Raw genomic sequence first — 19305 nt, forward strand, 5'->3', positions numbered from 1 at the left:
ATGTGAATTTATTAGTGAAAGAATTTACTTCTGTTGTTATCGGATCTGGGGGAGCGGGTATGCGAGTTGCATTACAGATTTCTCAGACAGGTGGGTCTTGTGCCTTAATTTCTAAAGTATTTCCAACACGTTCTCATACGGTATCAGCTCAAGGTGGTATTACAGTAGCTTTGGGTAATTGCCATGAAGATTGTTGGGAATGGCATATGTATGATACAGTAAAAGGATCTGATTATATAGGTGATCAACACGCTATTGAGTACATGTGTAAAAATGGACCAAAAGCAATATTAGAATTAGAGCATATGGGTATGCCATTTTCACGTTTAAACAATGGTCGTATTTATCAGCGCCCGTTTGGTGGTCAATCAATTAATTATGGAAGTGAACAAGCTTCACGTACTGCTGCAGCTGCAGATCGTACAGGTCATGCTCTGTTGCATACGTTATATCAACAAAACTTAAAAAACAACACTACTATTTTTTCTGAATGGTATGCTATTGATTTGGTGAAAAATCAAGATGGTAGGATAGTTGGTTGTATTGCTTTATGTATTGAAAGTGGAGAATTGATTTATTTTAAAACACAGTTCACTGTTCTTGCTACTGGTGGAGCGGGTCGAATATACAAATCTACTACTAATGCTTATATTAACACTGGAGATGGAATAGGAATGGCAGTACGTGCGGGCATACCTGTACAAGATATGGAAATGTGGCAATTTCATCCTACAGGTATTGCTGGTGTTGGTATTTTAGTTACTGAAGGATGTCGTGGTGAAGGTGGCTATTTATTAAATAAATATGGTGAAAGATTTATGGAACGTTATGCTCCTAATGTTAAAGATTTAGCAAGCAGAGATATCATTTCTCGTTCGATCATGATTGAAATTTTAGAAGGTAGAGGGTGTGATGAAAATATTTATGGCCCACATGTCAAACTGAAATTGGATCATTTAGGTAAAAAAATTTTAAATTTAAGATTACCAGGTATTTTAGAATTAGTTCGTACCTTTGCTCATATAGATCCAATGAAGGAAGCTATTCCAGTAACTCCTACTTGTCATTATATGATGGGTGGTATTCCTACCACCGTCCATGGAGAGGTAATTACTTTAAACAAGCAAGGAGAAGAAATAATTGTTCCGGGTTTGTTTGCAGTAGGTGAAAATGCATGTGTGTCAGTTCATGGAGCTAATCGATTGGGAGGTAATTCTTTATTAGATCTTATAGTCTTTGGTAGATCTGTAGGTATGTACTTACAAAAATTACTACAAGAAAAACAATTTGTAGAACTTCAGGTAAGTAATTATGATATTGAAGCATCTTTAAATAGATATATACGTTGGAATAGGAATAATTCTGGTGAGAATCCTGTTGAAATTCGTACGGCATTACAGATTTGTATGCAAGATAACTTTTCAGTATTTAGGGAAGAAAAAAAAATGATTAAAGGATTAAAAGAAATAGAAGAAATTCGTGAACGATCTTTGTATGCAAAATTAAGTGATCATTCCAACAAATTTAATACACAACGAATAGAATGTTTAGAGTTAGATAATATGATAGAAACGGCGTACACTACGGCTTTAGCTGCTAATTTTAGAAAAGAAAGTCGTGGGGCTCATAGTCGTCAAGATTTTCCTGCGCGAGATGATGAAAATTGGCTTTGTCACACATTGTATTTACCTCAAACTAATACCATGGTGCGTCGTAATATAAATAATAAAGTAGAATCGTGTCAGGTTTTTTTACCAAAACAACGAATTTATTAATTCGTGTTATTAATATGTTAATATCAACTACATAAAAAATTTAAAATATGAATATAAAACTTTTTATTTATCGTTATAATTCAGATGTTGATAATAAGCCTTACATGCAAGAATGTATTCTGCCTATACAAGAAAAACATGATTTAATGTTGTTAGACGTTCTAATTAAATTAAAGGAACTTGATCCTACTTTAACTTTTCGTCGTTCCTGTCGAGAGGGGGTATGTGGTTCAGATGGAATGAATATAAATGGTAAAAATGGATTAGCTTGTATTACACCAATTTCAATTTTATGTAAAAATAGTCGCACGATAACAATTCGTCCTTTACCTGGTCTTCCTGTTGTTCGTGATCTTGTGGTAGATATGAATCAATTTTATAAACAATATGAAAAAATTAAACCATTTTTAATTCGTCACAATGATTCTTGCCAGTCATTAAAAGAGTATTATCAATCGCCTGATGATCGAGATAAGTTGGATGGATTGTATGAATGTATACTTTGCGCTTGTTGTTCTACTGCTTGTCCCTCTTTTTGGTGGCATCCGACTAGATTTATTGGTCCTGCTGGATTGTTAACTTCATATCGTTTTTTGGTTGATAGTCGTGATACTGATCAACAAACAAGATTAAGTAATTTAAATGATTCTTTTAGCGTATTCCGTTGTCATAATATAATGAATTGTGTTAGTGTATGCCCTAAAAAGCTTAATCCAACTAAGGCTATTAATCATATTAAACGTATGTTATTAATAAAACACATTAGTTAACGTATTGTTCCATGTTGTTATTTATTTTATTTTTGTTATGGTTTATTTTATTAGGATGTGATCATAAAGTGAAAGTATTGGAGATTATAGATTATTATTATTGTTAATAATGATTGATTTTTGAAAAGATAAATGATCCTAAAGATTTTTTTTAATAATTTTAATTCACAAGGATTCATAAGTATGCATAATAATGCGATGAAAGATTGGGTAAATTCTTCTTATTTGTCAAGTTCAAATCGGATATATATAGAAAAACTTTATAACCATTTTTTAATGGATCCTGATTCTGTAAATCAGGATTGGAGATTAAAATTCAAATATTTATCAGATACAGATATTAAATCTAAAAAGACATCACATGTATTAAATGATTGTTCTTTTTTTAATCAAAATTCGGCATCAAATTATACAGAAAGAAAAATATTAAACATGATTGATGATTTTCGTTTATATGGGCATCAACATGCTAAATTAGATCCATTAGGTTTGTGGACAAGAAAAAATATAAAAAATTTGCATTTAAGGAATTATGGATTTGTTGATTCAGATTTGCAAAAAATTTTTGATATTGATTGTTTTTCTGTTTCTTATAATAATATTAAACTAGTTGATTTGTATAATTTTCTCAAGAAAGCTTATTGCGGTTCTATAGGTTTTGAATATATGCATATCACTAATAATAACGAAATTTATTGGATTCAACAACAAGTAGAATCAATAAATAGCATAGATTTTTACACTGTAAATAAAAGAAGATTACTTTACGAATTGATAGCTGCTGAAAGTATCGAACGCTATTTGGGAATGAAATTTCCAGCGGCTAAGCGATTTTCGTTGGAAGGCAGTGATGTTCTTATTCCAATGTTAAAGGAAATAATACGACAAGCCGCAACAAATTATGGTATAAAAGAAATAGTTATGGGTATGGCTCATCGTGGTCGTTTAAATGTATTGACTAATGTTTTTGGTAAAAGCTTGCAACAATTATTTGATGAATTTGCTAATAAAAATATTTGTGAAGATTATGGTAGTGGCGATGTAAAATATCATATGGGTTTAACTTCAGATATAAAAATTGAAGATAATTTGATACATTTATCGTTAATGTATAATCCTTCTCATCTTGAGATTATTAATCCAGTTGTAATGGGGTCAGTACGTGCACGTATCGATGAAGAAATAAAATGCAGTAATATGATTTTACCAATTACTTTACACGGTGATGCTTCAATTAGTGGACAAGGTGTAGTACAAGAAACATTTAATATGTCGAAGGTTAGAGGTTATGATGTAGGTGGTAGTATACGTATTGTTGTTAATAATCAAATAGGTTTTACAACTTCAAATATTACAGATATTCGTTCTACTGAGTACTGTACCGATATTGCTAAAATGATAAATGCACCTATTTTTCATGTTAATGCTGATGATCCTGAAGCAGTTATTTTTGTATCTAGTCTTGCGCTAAAATTTCGTAATCTTTTTAAACGAGACATAATAATTGATTTAGTAAGTTATCGTCGTCATGGTCATAATGAAGCTGATGAACCTAGCGCTACTCAGCCTATAATGTATAAAAAAATTAATCAACATCCAAGTGTTTGTCAGATTTATTCTAGTCAATTGGAATATAATGATATTATAAAGGCTAGTGACACTAAAGAAATGTTTGATAAATTAAAAAATAAGTTAGATATAGGTTCTTGTTTAGTGCAAGAATGTAAAACTGCATATGATAGTTTTTTGGTATTACAGGATAAAAAAACAAATAAATTTATATATGCAAATTATCCTGAAAAAGATGATATTAATTATTTGCAAGAATTAGCATGTAAAATTAATAGTATACCTTCTAATATAAATATGCATCCAAGAGTTGCCAAGATTTATTCCGATCGATATGACATGGCGCAAGGGAAAAAGAATTTTGATTGGGGTGCAGCAGAGACTTTAGCTTGCGCTACTCTTTTGGATAAAGGAATATCTATTCGTTTATCAGGTGAAGATTCTTCCAGAGGAACTTTCTTTCATCGCCATGCTGTAATACATGCTCAACAAGACGACTCAATTTATATTCCTTTACAGAATATCTCTGAGAATCAAGGAATGTATTACATTTGGGATTCAGTCTTATCTGAAGAAGCAGCTTTAGCATTTGAGTATGGTTATGCTAATAAATCTAAAAATACTTTAGTAATTTGGGAAGCGCAATTTGGTGATTTTTCTAATGGAGCTCAAATTGTAATTGATCAGTTTATAAGTTCTGGAGAGCAAAAATGGGGACAAGTTTGTAATTTAGTAATGTTATTACCTCATGGTTATGAAGGACAGGGTCCAGAGCACTCTTCTGCTCGTCTTGAACGTTATCTTCAATTATGTGCTGAAAATAATATACAAGTTTGCGTTCCATCTACAGCTGCTCAGTTGTACCATTTATTAAGAAGACAGATAATTTGCAATGTATGTAAACCATTAATTATAATGTCTCCTAAATCTTTATTACGTCATCCTATAGCATCTTCTTCAATCAAAGAGATAGCATGCAGTACATTTAAAACAATTATTAAAGAATTGGATAGTAATGTCATGAATCATGATGTTATTCAAACAATAATATGTACGGGTAAAGTTTATTATGATTTATTAAATAAACGTTGTCAAAATAAGCAATATAATGTAGCGATAATAAGAATTGAACAATTATATCCATTTCCTTTAGAAGAATTAAAAAATATTTTACTTCATTTTTCTCGCACAAAAAAAATTGTATGGTGTCAAGAAGAACCAGAAAATCAAGGTGCATGGTATTACTGTCAACATTATCTTCACAAAATCATTTCTGGAAGTAAAAATATTTTATTAAATTATATAGGTCGCCCGGCTTCTGCTGCTACGGCGGTAGGATTTTCTTCTATACATCAAAGGCAACAAAAAAAAATTATTGATGAAGCTTTAAATATTGATACATTGTAGATTAATGCGTTATATAAGGTATAAAAATGAGTGACATAAATATTCTAGTTCCAGATTTGCCTGAATCTGTTGCAGATGCGACAGTAGCAGTATGGCACAAAAAAATAGGTGATCATGTTAAGCAAAATGATATATTGGTTGAAATTGAAACTGATAAAATAATGTTAGAAATACCAGCACAACATACAGGAATATTAAAAGAAATATTAGAAAAAGAGGGATCAATTGTCACATCAAAACAACTTTTAGGACGTTTATTATGCAAAAAAATTCATGATGATATGGAAAAAGATATTGTTAATATTCATCATGATCAAGAGATTCAAACATCATCTCAACTATCTTCTCGTAGCATACAAGAAGAATCTGATAATGATATTTCAGGTTTTGCAATAGTTAAAGAATCATCTGATAACAAAGATTTATTTGATCAGTCATTTAACAATAATCAGATGCATCACAATATTGCTCAGCAAAAATCTGTTAGCAAAAAAAATGACTTTTTCGTAAAAGGTCGTGATGAAACTCGTGTACCTATGACTCGTTTACGTAAAAAAATAGCTGAAAGATTAGTCAACGTAAAACAAAACACAGCTATGTTGACTACATTTAATGAAGTTGATATGACATCGATAATGAATTTACGTACAAAATACGCTAAAATTTTTGAACAACGACATGGTGTAAGGCTTGGGTTTATGTCTTTTTTTGTAAAAGCAGTTTTTGAAGCATTGAAGTTGTTTCCTGAAATTAATGCGTCCATTGATGGTGAAGAGATAGTTTATTATAATTATTTTGATATTAGTATTGCAGTTTCTACAGATCGTGGATTAGTTACACCGGTATTAAGAAATGTTGATAACATGAGTATAGTAGATATTGAAAAACAAATAAAATGTATGTCAATGAAGGGTCGTGATGGTAAATTAAAAGTTGAGGAATTAGATGGTGGCAATTTTACTATTACTAATGGTGGTATTTTTGGATCATTAATGTCAACTCCTATTATAAATCCACCACAAAGTGCAATTTTAGGCATGCATGCTATTAAAGAGCGTCCTGTGGTAATTGATCAACAAATAGTTATTTTGCCAATGATGTATTTAGCACTCTCTTATGACCATCGTTTAATTGACGGTAAAGATTCTATTAGTTGTTTAATTACAATTAAAGATATGTTGGAAGATCCTATACGTTTTTTATTAGAAATCTAGTTAGTATTAAAATAAAAATATATTAATTTTAAATTTTTAAATAGTAAGGAAGTGTGTTTATATAAATTTATTGGAATAAAAATAAAATTATGAATTTACATGAATATCAAGCAAAACAATTATTTGTTCAATACGACTTACCTATCCCCAAAGGAGTGGTTTGTAGTACATTTTATGATGTAGAAAGATATTTTTTAAATGCTGGCTATGGGCCATGGGTTTTAAAATGTCAAATATATGCAGGAGGGAGAGGAAAGCAAGGAGGAGTGCAAATAGTATCTTCAAAAAAAGAAGCATTAACTTTTGCAAAGCACTGGTTAGGTAATCGCTTAGTTACTCATCAAACAGATGTTATTGGGCAACCAGTTGATAAAATTTTAATAGAAAATTATATAAATGTTAAAAAAGAATTATATTTTGGAATAGTGATTGATAGAAATAAATCCCGTGTAATGTGCGTTGTTTCTATTGCAGGTGGTGTAGATATAGAAAAAATAACAAAAACATCACCACATTTATTGCATCAAGTCACACTACATCCATTAATCGGAGGACAATTATATCAAGGACGTGTATTAGGATATAAATTAGGATTAAATGTTACTCAAGTTAATCAATTTAGTAAAATATTCATGAGTAGTGCATCAATGTTTTACGATAATGATTTGTTATTAGCAGAAATTAATCCATTGGTCATTGATACTGATGATAATTTAATTTGTTTAGATGGGAAAATAAATGTCGATAATAATGCATGTTTTAGACAAACAAAATTATTTAAGATGTATGATGATACTCAAGAAGATACAAGAGAAGTATATGCCAAAAAATTAGGTTTAAGTTATGTGTCGTTAAAAGGTAATATTGGTTGTATGGTTAATGGAGCAGGTCTTGCAATGGCCACAATGGATATAGTAAAATTTTACGGTGGAGAAGTAGCTAATTTTCTAGATGTGGGTGGAAATGTTACTAAAGGTAATTTAATAAAAGCTCTTGAAATTATTTTATTTGATCAAAAGGTAAAATCTGTATTAATTAATATTTTCGGCGGTATTGTATGTTGCGATTTGGTCGCTGAAAGTATTATTGAAACTATAATAAGTAATTCGGTTACGACCCCCATCGTAGTAAGGTTAGAAGGTAATAATGCAAAATTTGGTTATAACCGCCTAATTAATAGTCGTTTGAATATTAATATAGCTAATACTTTAATAGACGCTATTCAACAGATAATTACAATAACTAAATAAAAATAATGAGGTAAATAATGTCGATTTTAATCGATAAAAATACAAGAGTAATTTGTCAGGGATTTACTGGTAAAAAAGGCACTTTTCATTCTCAACAGTCATTACAATATGGTACTAAAATAATTGGTGGCGTTACACCAGGAAAAGGTGGAACAAAACATCTTGGATTGCCGGTGTTTAATACTGTCCATGAAGCTATCAATAATACTGGTGCTGATACATCCATTATTTATGTTCCAGCACCTTTTTGTAAAGATTCTATTTTAGAAGCAATTGATGCTGGTGTAAAATTAATTATTTGTATTACTGAAGGTATTCCAGTATTAGACATGATAATTATTAAAGCTCAATTAGATCGAAACAATGTTCGTATGATTGGACCAAATTGTCCAGGTGTTATTACACCAAATGAAAGTAAACTTGGTATTATGCCAAGTTATATTCATCGTCAAGGTAATGTTGGTGTGGTATCTCGTTCTGGTACTTTAACTTATGAAGCAGTAAAACAAATTACTGATATTGGGTTGGGACAGTCTACTTGTGTTGGGATAGGTGGTGATCCAATACTTGGATCAGATTTCATTGATATTTTAAAATTATTTAATCAAGATGTGCAAACATCATCAATATTAATGATTGGAGAAATTGGCGGTTCTTCTGAAGAAATGGCGGCAGATTATATTAAAAAATTTATTAATAAACCCGTTATTAGTTATATTGCAGGAATTAATTCTCCAAAAGGTAAATGTATGGGTCATGCTGGTGCAATTATTTCAGGCAATACAGGCGGTGATGCAAATAGTAAAATTTCATTACTTGCAACAGCAGGTGTAAAGATTGTATCTAATTTAATAGATATTGGTAAAACCGTGAATACTGTATATGCTTAATTTTTGTTGGCTTATTTTGTTTGGATAATGTTTGGATAATATCATATTTTAACTATAAATTGTTTAGACAGTGCTAACGTTGTATCATATCTTATAAATAGAACAAACAGAGCAGATACACGATAATAAACATATTTATATTATATTTATACGTTATATAATGTATAAATATAATAATTTTTATGTTTTATTTTTATAATTTTCACTATTGAAAATGAATTTTGCATTTATTTTATTTTAGTGTAATTTAATCAGTTTTAATTAAATTTAAAATTATTTATTGTCATAATGTATTTTACTTTAACAAATGTAATATCTATTAATTAATGCAATTGGTTGTGATATATATTACATATATAATAAATAATAAAATTGATTATGATTTTTATATTAGTGCTCATGGAGTGAGGTATTATGATTGATGTGAATATTATATCTCTTTTTATTAGAGTGAGTTTTTTAGCAAAATTAATTTTGCTATTATTAATTTTTTTTTCTATTATATCGTGGGCTATTATAATTCATCATATATTTGTTATTAAATTAACAAATTATAAAATAAAAAAATTTAAAAAACTTTTTTGTTCTGGTATAGAATTCATTAAGCTTTATCAAGATCGTTTGAAGTATAGAAATACATTAACTGGTTTAGAACGTATTTTTTGTTCTGGTTTTAGTGAATTTTCTCGTCTAGAACGTTTACAGAATGTTTCTGTAGAAAGAGTAATAAATGGTACTTCCCGTGTTATGTGCATTTCAATAAATTTAGAATTAGCAATATTGAATAATAATATTACTTTGCTTGGTACTATTGGTTCTATTAGTCCATATATCGGGTTGTTGGGAACAGTATGGGGACTAATACATTCTTTTAATAAATTAGGTAATGTTAAATATATTACTTTACAAGAAATAGCACCAGGTATTACTGAAGCATTACTTTCTACTGCTATTGGTTTGTTTGCTTCTATTCCTGCAGTCATTGCTTTTAATCATCTTAATTTTAGTATTGGCAAAATAGAAGAAATTTTTCATAATTTTATGGAAGAATTTATTGCAATTTTATACAGACAAGTGCTTGATAATTTTAGATTACACAACAAAAAAAATAGTAACAATGAATTACCACAAATTAAGATGTAGAAAAGTAAAATCTGAAATTAATGTTGTACCATTTCTTGATATATTATTAATCTTAGTAATAATTTTAATGATTACATTTCCTATTATTATTCAAAATATTGATATTGAACTGCCTAATAATACTAATACAATAACGTTGTTTACTTTAAATGATAATTCTTGTGTTATCGTCGAAGTATTAGGAATAGGACAATACAACTTAGTAGTAAATAACAATCGAAAAAAAAATGTGTCTTATGAACAAATATTGCGTGAAGTACGTGACAGAGTTAGCATAGATTCCAATACAACTTTTTTAATAGGTGGAAGTAAAAATGTGGTATATGCAGAAATTGTAAGTATGTTAAATTTATTACAAAAAGCCGGTATAAAATCTGTTGGCTTAATGACTAAAACTATTTGAATATAATTGTAGATAATTATACATAGCATTTGTTTATTAATATATAAATATTAAAAAAAATGAAATTAATGGTATTAAAAGTTATTGATACGTTTAGTAAACATTTTAAATTGTTTATTGTATTATCTATAGTGATACATCTTTTGTTTATATTTATTTTTAACTATAATTATTTTATAACTTCACGAATTATTGATAATAATAATACCACGCAGGCAATAAGTGTTGTTATGTTAGATTTTAACAAAATAGCTGATAGTAATAATCTTTATTTAAAAACATTGGATAAACAATCCATTGTTGCAGAAAAAAAAGAAATAAAAAATATTAACAACAGTACTTATGCGCAATCAAAAAACATGAAACAAAAAATTAATGATATCAATGTTGTTAAAAAAACAATTACAGATAAAAAAAAAACAAAAATTAATTTACCTAAAAAATCTGTAGAAATAGATAAATTACTTAATGATTTAATTGATATTAAAAATACACAAAAGTTGAATCATGTTAATGAAAAAAATAATTTTATTAATGATTCATTAAAAAGAAAACTCAACAGTATTACGCATAATGATATGTTAAAATATAAACAAGAAATTACTCGATCTATTAGTGATAAATTTTATGATTATTCAAAATATATTGGACAAACTTGTGATTTACATATTAAAATTGCACCTGATGGCAAATTAGTTTCTGTCACTTCTTCGAAAGGAGACCGGGAATTGTGTCAAGCTGCAATATCAGCAACAAAATTAGCAATAATTCCACCACCTCCAAATCATCAAATTTATACTTTATTTCAAGAAACAATAGTTAACTTTACTCCACAATAATTTGTTTATCAAACATGTGACAATAGAAAATGGTCGTTTTCATTCTAATTTGAAGTTGATATTTTTATACTGATTATTTATCATGCAGTAGTAATGTATCAAGCTAAATAATTCTTGGAATTTTTTTTATAAAAACATGACATTTCGAACAGTATTTCAGATATTATTGATGTGCTTAATGTCAATATTGTGTATTGGATACGCAAAAGTACGAATTGAAATAACACAAGGTGTAGATATAGCACATCCGATAGGAATAATCCCTTTTCAATGGAAAGCTGATGAAGTAATACCCGAAAACATAGATAAAATTATTTCTGCTGATTTTTGTAATACTGGAAAATTTTATGTACTTCCTGAATCGCGTTTACCCCAGAGACCTACTAATGTTTCTGAAATTAACCCTATCAACTGGTCTTCAATAGGTATCTATGTTATAATAATCGGTCAACTAGAGTTAATAGGAAATGATAATTATGTAATCACTTATCAATTAGTTAATACTTCAGGTCAAAGTAGAACTATTATATTACATAATAAATATAAAGTAAATAAAAAATGGTTACGATATGCAGCACATACTATTAGTGATGAAGTATTTGAAAAATTAACAGGTATTAAAGGTATTTTTTGCACCCGTATTGCATATATAGTACATTGGATAAATCACAACAAATATCCCTATGAATTATATATTTCAGATTATGATGGTTATAATCAAATTTCTATATATCGTTCATCAGAACCATTAATGTCTCCGTCATGGTCTCCAGATGGAGACACATTAGTATATGTGACTTTTGTAAATCGTCATGCTGTATTAATGATGCATACTTTAAGTAATGGTGATGTTCGTCAAGTAGCAAATTTTCCGCAACATAATGGAGCACCTTCTTTTTCGCCTGATGGCAAGAAAATAGCTTTTGCTTTATCTAAAACTGGAAGTTTGAATATATATATAATGGATTTAATTTCTGGTAAAATTAGTCAAATTACAAATAATCGTAATAATAATACCGAACCTAATTGGTTTCCGGATGGTCAAAATTTAGTTTATACTTCTGATTATGGAGGAAGTCCTCAAATTTACAAAATTAATATTATAAATAGAGAATCTCAACGATTGTCTTGGTCAGGAATCAGCAATCAAAATGCCATTGTTAGCACGGACGGGAAATTTTTGATCCTAGTGAATAAAAATAAAACACAACACATTGCTAAATTAGATTTATCAACAGGCGCAATACAAATATTGACCAATACATTATTAGATGAAACTCCTAGTCTTTCTCCTAACGATAATATGATTATTTATAGTACTATGCAAAGTTCTGGTTATATATTACAGTTAATTTCAACTGATGGTAAATTTAAAGCGTATCTTCCTATAACCGATGGAGGAGAAGTAAGATTTCCTGCTTGGTCTCCTTATCTATAATTATTTAATTAAACGTGTTTAATACATACATTATAAAAAATCAGGGGATAATAAAAATGCAATTAATTAAGGTTTGTAATCGGTGGACGATAATAGCATTAATTATATTAAATACATCATGCGGTTTCAATAAAAAAACAATTAATGATAATTATACAAAACATAATGCAAATTATGATAATTTTTCTAGTGAGCAAATAGATTTAAAAATTCAAGAACTACAAAATAGTAATACTATTTATTTTGATTTAAATAAATATAATATTATTTATAAATTTATTGAAATTTTAGATAGTCATGTTGCTTTTTTACTTAATAATCCGTCTTGTAAGATTATTATTGAAGGCCATGCTGATGAACGTGGAACTCCTGAGTATAATATTGCTTTAGGAGAACGTCGAGCAAATGCTGTCAAAATGTATCTTGAAAGTAAGGGTGTTTGTAATCATCAAATCACAATTGTGTCTTATGGTAAAGAAAAGCCAGCTGTATTAGGACATACAGAAGAAATTTATGCTAGAAATCGTCGAGCTGTTTTAATATATATATGATATTACATATAACAAATTGTAATTTATTTCTTATTAAAATATTTTTATTCAATATTTTAATGATTAGTTATTCTCTTTCAGCTAAAATAGCTGTTAGCAAAATTAATAATATTGATCCTTATGAAGAAAAAATTCTTCAAGCAGAACGGATATATAATGCACATAGTCGATGTTTGATTAAATTGCAACAACAATTATTAGATCTTCAAGAAGATATTGACCATTTACGTGGGCAAATTCAGGAAAATAAATATCAATTGACTCAACTGCTTGATAAGCAGATTTTTATTTGCCAACAAATAAATGATTTAATGAATAATAATAAAATTCTACATATTTATGATAATAAGTGTTCATCAGTAAATGATAAGGTTACACCAAGTAAATCGGTTGTTCATTCTAGTAAAAATAATGTTGATAAGGATTATAACGAAGCTTTATCGTTAATTTTTAAAAAAAAAAAATATGATCAAGCTATAATAGCATTTCAAGATTTTGTAAGAAAATATCCAGATTCTATTTACCAGCCTAATGCTCATTATTGGTTAGGACAATTAAATTATAATAAAAAAAAACAAGATGCAGCATCTTATCATTTTGCTGTAGTAGCAAAAAAATATCCTAAATCTTCAAAAGCACCTGATGCATTATTAAAAATAGGTATTATTATGCAAAATAAAGGTTACAAAGACAAAGCTAAAGCTATATATTATCAAGTTGGTAAATTATATCCAAACAGTGATGCAGCCAGGCAAGTAAAAAAATTTCTTGCACGACTTTAATATTTGTATAAGAATATAAAAACATCTTTTAGTGTAAAAATATCAATTATCTTTTTAAAATTTTTTTAACAATATTTTTTAAATGTAAAATAATATTATTTAACCGATAAATTAATCAATTGTTGCTATATGTTAAGTTATGACCTTAATTAAAACCTTTTGTTATTTTAATGATATTATCTTTGTATAAATTTTGTCTGTTGTATTATTAAAATAAATGACGTTTATTTTAAGTATGTTCATTTAAAAAGTAATGATTAATAACATTTGTTTCATTATCGAATTCATATATTAAAGGTATGGCTGTTGGTATATTTAATTGAAAAATTTCTTGTTCGTTATTTAAATTACTTAGCAACGTTACTATTGCACGGATGGAATTGCCGTGAGCAACGATAATTATTTTTTTCTTATTTTTTATTTTTGGTAAAATATTTAAATTCCAATATGGACGTATTCGATCAATCGTTAATGCTAAACTTTCAGTGTTAGGTATTTTTTTAGGATCTATATGTGAGTAACGATAATCAAATTGAATATTGTTGTTATCAGTAATCTTTGGCGGACTAATATTTAAACTACGACGCCATTGTTCAACTTTATTAAATCCAAATTTTTTTACAGTTTCGATTTTATTTAAACCTTGTAATGCGCCATAATGACGTTCATTCAATCTCCAGGATTTCTCAATGGGCAACCATGGCTGATCTAACTTATCAATGATAAACCACAGAGTATGAATAGCACGTTTTAATACCGAAGTGTACCCATAATCAAAAATAAATCCTTTATTTTTTAGTATTGTACCAGCATATTTAGCTTCAATACATCCTTGATCTGATAAATCAACATCTACCCAACCAGTAAATTTATTTTCTTTATTCCATTGACTTTCCCCATGTCTTAAAATGACTAGTTTAGTAGTAAGCATTATGTGAATTCCTAAAAATTAATTAAAAAGTAAAATTGTATTATAATAACTTTAAATCATTTATAAATCTTTTATTTTTTTTATTAATTGCGACTAAATGTTAATATATATCTATATATGTAGATATCTTGTTATTATTATTCTATAATATTTTGCAAATTTGTGACATTAAGATCATAAAATTATTAAATTTTATTTTTATTTAATGTTACGATTGCATATATGCGATTTAAATAAAATAATATAGTAAATAGCTAGCATGAAAATAACACTTTTTTTAAAAAATAATTTACTAAATTATTAATGAATGATTCAATAACTATTGTGGAATAAAATGACACAAATTGTTTATGTTTCTACTCCGGTAAGTCGACAAATCTACGTATGGTGCATGAAGAAAGATGGTTTGTTAACATTACTACAAATAGTAAATACTTATGGCAGCGTACAACCTATGGTTGTACATTCTAATAAAAAATTTTTATATGTAGGTGTGGTGCGTCCTATTTTTGGTATAATAAGATATTTAATTAATGAATATGGTATGTTATATAAACAAGATACTATTCTTTTATCTGGCAGCCCAACTTATTTATCTATTGATGATAATATAAAAATTTTATTTTGTGCATCATATCATCACAATGATTTGACAATGATTCCTCTTAATCTTAAAGGTACATTTAATTTACCTATAAAAAAAATAACAGGATTAATTAAGTGTCATTCAGTTAATATAGATAAAAGACATCGTAAAATATGGGTTCCATGTCTAGGAGAAGATTGCATTTATATTTTTAATATTGATGTAAATGTAACAGGCAGGGCAATTCTTTATATTAAATCTTTATTAAAAATGAAAAAGTATTCTGGCCCTCGTCATATGGCATTTAACAATAAAAATAATTTTGCTTATGTTATCAATGAACTTAATGGCACTGTGACTGTTATTGATCACAATGATCATGATTGTCCTAAGATTATTCAAACTTTAGATATGATGCCTAATTTTCATAATAACGTGCGCTGGGCTTCTGATATTCATATTACTCCTAATAGTGATTGGTTATATTGTTCTGATCGCATGTCTAATACTATTAGTTATTTTAAAATATTTAATAACGGAACGTTACGATTAATTGGACATCAAACAACAGAAATACAACCAAGAAGTTTTGCTATAGATCATATGGGACGTTATTTAATAGTTGCTGGACAAAAATCAAATAGCATCGCAGTATATACAATTAATAGTTATAATGGAAGTTTAAAATTATTATCTAGATATTGCGTAGGTATCGGGCCAGCTTGGGTCACTATACTTTAATAAATGATTTATTAATATAATTTGTATTCTATAATGATGTATTTATTTTTATTAATGGTTTATTTTTGTTGTTGTAGTTAAAATTTTTACGACTAGAATTATTTTTTTAAATTTTTGTCTTTATAAATTTAAAATATTTTATAAAATATTCTTGAATTTGGTTATCTTTTTATGATACGATGGCCTATTTAAAAAATTTATTGTATGTGTTGTTTTAAATTAGTATTTATTATTTTAACAAGGTTTGTGTTTTCGTTAATTTTAACTGTTTAGAAGGTAAATTTTATGGATCGATTCCCTCGTTTTCAAGGTGCCTTTGAGGATCGCATCAAAGGTGTGGTACAACCGTTTATAGCACAGGTGTATGGTTGGATGACTTGTGGTTTATTACTGACAGGTTTTGTAGCTTGGTACGCCTCGATTACTCCATCTGTATTACAATTAATTTTTTCTAATCAAATAGTTTTTTTTAGTTTGATTGTTCTTCAGTTAGCATTGGTATTTATTTTGTCAGGGATAGTTACTAGACTTAGTGGATCTATGGCAACTACGTTGTTTATGTTTTATTCAGTATTGACTGGTTTAACATTATCTAGTATTTTTATTGTTTATACCGCAGCTTCAATTGCGAGTACTTTTTTAATTTCTGCTGGTATGTTTGGTGGCATGACATTGTATGGTTATACTACTAAACGTGATTTAAGTAGTTTTGGTAATTTGTTGTTTATGGCAGTTATCGGTCTTGTATTAGCATCAGTGGTAAATTTATGGATGAATAGTACATTTTTAATGTGGTTTATAACTTATATTGGTGTTATTGTGTTTGTAGGATTAACAGCATATGATACCCAGAAATTAAAATCCATGGGCGCTTCATTGTCTATAACAGATCAAGAAAAATTTCGTACCTATTCCATTATAGGTGCTTTGACTTTATATCTTGATTTTATTAATCTGTTTTTAATGATGTTGAGGATTTTTAATACGAAACGTTAATAGAAAAATAAAAATAAATAATGATGATGAATGAAGATGAGAAACTAAGAGGAGTAGTAAGAATAAATTTATTATTGTGAACCAAATTTAAATTCATTTTGTTTTTTAGTAGAGTGAAGGAAAAAAAAGTTTGATTAGCGATGAATGATGTTATTTTCTTTTGTATTGTAGTACTAATTGTTTTGTTATGATGTAATGTAATGTTTATTTACGCATGAATAAATTTGATTATGTCTCTGTTTTTTATGTTTGGTATTTTTACCTATCAAATGATGATGTCGTGCTCTTTTTTTTGACCCTTTTATAAGGTAAGGTAGAAATAGACAGTTATTGCATCTTATAATTTATGTTCTATAATAAACTTTCTTTCTTTAAAAGAAATTATGTATTTTTTAGCAGTTTGTGGTCATGATCCAAAAATTTTACTTCTTTTTATTGTCAACAATAAAAAGTTTGTAAATTATTAAATTTACACCTTTCTTTAATTAGTTTTTAGTATTTTGTTGTTTTTTATTTTTTATTTCTGTTATTACGCAAAAATGAAATTTTTGTTACATTATTTCTATCAGCAATGTTCTGTATTTTTATTGATATAATAATCTTTAAATATTGTGTTTCTTTAAAATCAATACAATAAAGACTTGGTTTTAAAATTAAAAATTTAAAAATACTGACAATATTATTTTCTTCCTTATTAGCATGTGTAATATGAGTAATACATAATTATTACTTAACTTTATAAAACATTTCGATGTTACTGATAAATATAAATAAGTATTTTTGTAGGTTGTTTTTATGTTCTTATAAATTGCTTAGCATAATGAAGATTTCTTTTACATATTGTTATATTTGCTAAAATTAATTCATTATTAATGATGTTAAGATCCTTTAAGGGATTTATTACATTATATATAATATATGATACAGAACGATTATTAAAAGAATGTATAATATGTTTTGTTGTATTGCTTTTTTTAATATGATTAAGTAATTTATTACTCAAACTTTTCTTATGGAACAACCTTTAAACCAACCTGCTATATATTCATAAATTTTATTTCAGCAAAAATTATTGAGTGCGGAGTTATAACTTTAGCTAATGCATTAAAATGAGCATCCATGGTCATCATTATAACAATAATGTTAAGTTTGATAGTAAAAACAGAAAATTATCTGCTTTAATATTCTTATTAGTTAATAAATTAAATACAATCAATTTAACTACATTGGGTACAACCAATAATACTTGCTATATAAATAGTATATAAATAGTTCATATTTAATTAATCAATAATTTTCTGTGATAAACAATAATTGAATTGTTTATATATATGTTTTATATAATTTATTTAAAGAGTTAAGAACGTAAATAATTAATTGCTTCAACAAATTTTTTCTCAACTATATCTTTTATGCACAATACGGCTTTATTAAGTGTATTATTGATTGTTGTTCTTTCATGATAAGATGGACTATTAAGAACAAAATTAATTATTTCTCTTTTATATTTAGGTCGTCCAATACCAATTCGTAATCTATAAAATAGATTATCATTTAGTTTATGTATAATGTTTTTTATACCATTATGTCCAGCATGTCCTCCACCAAATTTTATTCTTGTACTACCTGGCAATAAATCAAGTTCATCATGTACGATTAAAATTTCTTCGGGAGCTAATTTATAAAAATTAGAAACTGCTACAACAGAATTACCACTGAAGTTCATGTAAGTATTTGGTATTAGTAAATGAACTATATTATTACCAATTTTTAATTGACCAATAAAACCATGTAAATTTTTTTCTTTTTTTAAAGTTACATTATGATGTATGGTTAATAAATTAATGTACCATATTCCAATATTATGACGGGTATTTTTATATTTTAATTCGTAATTACCAAGACCAACGATAAGTTTTATTGACATATTTTTTATTTTTTTAAATATTAAATATATAGTTAAATGAATTATTTTTATAAAAAAATGAACAAAATAAAAATATAAATTAAATAATTTATT

General features: G+C 27.4%; 16 protein-coding genes. 14 read left to right on the plus strand and 2 right to left on the minus strand.

The window, feature by feature from the left end:
• The first annotated feature begins 2 nt into the window (after positions 1-2).
• The 12 genes from sdhA (at position 3) to ybgF (ending at position 14031) form a co-directional block, all read left to right on the plus strand.
• On the plus strand, positions 3-1775 hold the full coding sequence (gene sdhA, locus BOBLI757_RS01675) for a succinate dehydrogenase flavoprotein subunit (RefSeq protein WP_046305426.1): 1773 nt from the start codon (positions 3-5) through the stop codon (positions 1773-1775).
• 47 nt (positions 1776-1822) lie between these two features.
• A complete protein-coding gene (locus tag BOBLI757_RS01680) occupies positions 1823-2545 on the plus strand; it encodes a succinate dehydrogenase iron-sulfur subunit (protein WP_046304934.1) in 723 nt (240 codons plus the stop codon).
• Between the two features lie 183 nt (positions 2546-2728).
• Entirely contained in the window at positions 2729-5521 is a 2793-nt protein-coding gene (locus BOBLI757_RS01685) for a 2-oxoglutarate dehydrogenase E1 component (protein WP_046304935.1), read from the plus strand.
• A 26-nt stretch (positions 5522-5547) separates the two neighbouring features.
• On the plus strand, positions 5548-6735 hold the full coding sequence (gene sucB, locus BOBLI757_RS01690) for a dihydrolipoyllysine-residue succinyltransferase (RefSeq protein WP_046304937.1): 1188 nt from the start codon (positions 5548-5550) through the stop codon (positions 6733-6735).
• Positions 6736-6824: 89 nt separating this feature from the next.
• Positions 6825-7985: an ADP-forming succinate--CoA ligase subunit beta gene (gene sucC / locus BOBLI757_RS01695; protein WP_046304939.1), complete on the plus strand. Its 1161-nt coding sequence runs from the start codon at positions 6825-6827 to the stop codon at positions 7983-7985.
• 17 nt (positions 7986-8002) lie between these two features.
• On the plus strand, positions 8003-8875 hold the full coding sequence (gene sucD / locus BOBLI757_RS01700; protein WP_046304941.1) for a succinate--CoA ligase subunit alpha: 873 nt from the start codon (positions 8003-8005) through the stop codon (positions 8873-8875).
• A gap of 414 nt (positions 8876-9289) precedes the next feature.
• Positions 9290-10018, plus strand: a complete 729-nt coding sequence (tolQ, locus tag BOBLI757_RS01705; RefSeq protein WP_071840889.1) for a protein TolQ — start codon at positions 9290-9292, stop codon at positions 10016-10018.
• A complete protein-coding gene (locus tag BOBLI757_RS01710; RefSeq protein ID WP_046304943.1) occupies positions 9993-10421 on the plus strand; it encodes a biopolymer transporter ExbD in 429 nt (142 codons plus the stop codon). Before tolQ ends, BOBLI757_RS01710 begins: the two co-directional genes overlap by 26 nt.
• 230 nt (positions 10422-10651) lie before the next feature.
• The gene (gene tolA / locus BOBLI757_RS03210; protein WP_158332966.1) at positions 10652-11260 is read left to right on the plus strand and encodes a cell envelope integrity protein TolA; all 609 of its coding nucleotides are present in this window, start codon (positions 10652-10654) and stop codon (positions 11258-11260) included.
• 136 nt (positions 11261-11396) lie between these two features.
• Positions 11397-12698 carry a Tol-Pal system beta propeller repeat protein TolB gene (gene tolB, locus BOBLI757_RS01720; RefSeq protein WP_082087402.1) on the plus strand — a complete coding sequence of 434 codons (1302 nt, stop codon included), beginning with the start codon at positions 11397-11399 and terminating at the stop codon, positions 12696-12698.
• A 56-nt stretch (positions 12699-12754) separates the two neighbouring features.
• A complete protein-coding gene (pal, locus tag BOBLI757_RS01725; protein ID WP_046304944.1) occupies positions 12755-13249 on the plus strand; it encodes a peptidoglycan-associated lipoprotein Pal in 495 nt (164 codons plus the stop codon).
• 59 nt (positions 13250-13308) lie between these two features.
• Positions 13309-14031: a tol-pal system protein YbgF gene (gene ybgF, locus BOBLI757_RS01730; RefSeq protein WP_158332967.1), complete on the plus strand. Its 723-nt coding sequence runs from the start codon at positions 13309-13311 to the stop codon at positions 14029-14031.
• Positions 14032-14260: 229 nt separating this feature from the next.
• Here ybgF and gpmA read toward each other — a convergent pair whose 3' ends face one another.
• Positions 14261-14962, minus strand: coding sequence for a 2,3-diphosphoglycerate-dependent phosphoglycerate mutase (gene gpmA, locus BOBLI757_RS01735; protein WP_046304948.1), 702 nt, complete (start codon positions 14960-14962; stop codon positions 14261-14263).
• Between the two features lie 334 nt (positions 14963-15296).
• On the opposite strand from gpmA, the gene pgl reads away from it, so the two are divergent.
• On the plus strand, positions 15297-16289 hold the full coding sequence (gene pgl, locus BOBLI757_RS01740; RefSeq protein WP_046304950.1) for a 6-phosphogluconolactonase: 993 nt from the start codon (positions 15297-15299) through the stop codon (positions 16287-16289).
• Positions 16290-16574: 285 nt separating this feature from the next.
• Positions 16575-17285: a Bax inhibitor-1/YccA family protein gene (locus BOBLI757_RS01745; RefSeq protein ID WP_046304952.1), complete on the plus strand. Its 711-nt coding sequence runs from the start codon at positions 16575-16577 to the stop codon at positions 17283-17285.
• 1357 nt (positions 17286-18642) lie between these two features.
• Here BOBLI757_RS01745 and pth read toward each other — a convergent pair.
• The gene (gene pth, locus BOBLI757_RS01750) at positions 18643-19212 is read right to left on the minus strand and encodes an aminoacyl-tRNA hydrolase (RefSeq protein ID WP_046304953.1); all 570 of its coding nucleotides are present in this window, start codon (positions 19210-19212) and stop codon (positions 18643-18645) included.
• Between the last annotated feature and the right edge of the window lie 93 nt (positions 19213-19305).

Origin of the sequence: Blochmannia endosymbiont of Camponotus (Colobopsis) obliquus (assembly GCF_000973545.1) — a bacterium.
Lineage (GTDB): Bacteria > Pseudomonadota > Gammaproteobacteria > Enterobacterales > Enterobacteriaceae > Blochmanniella.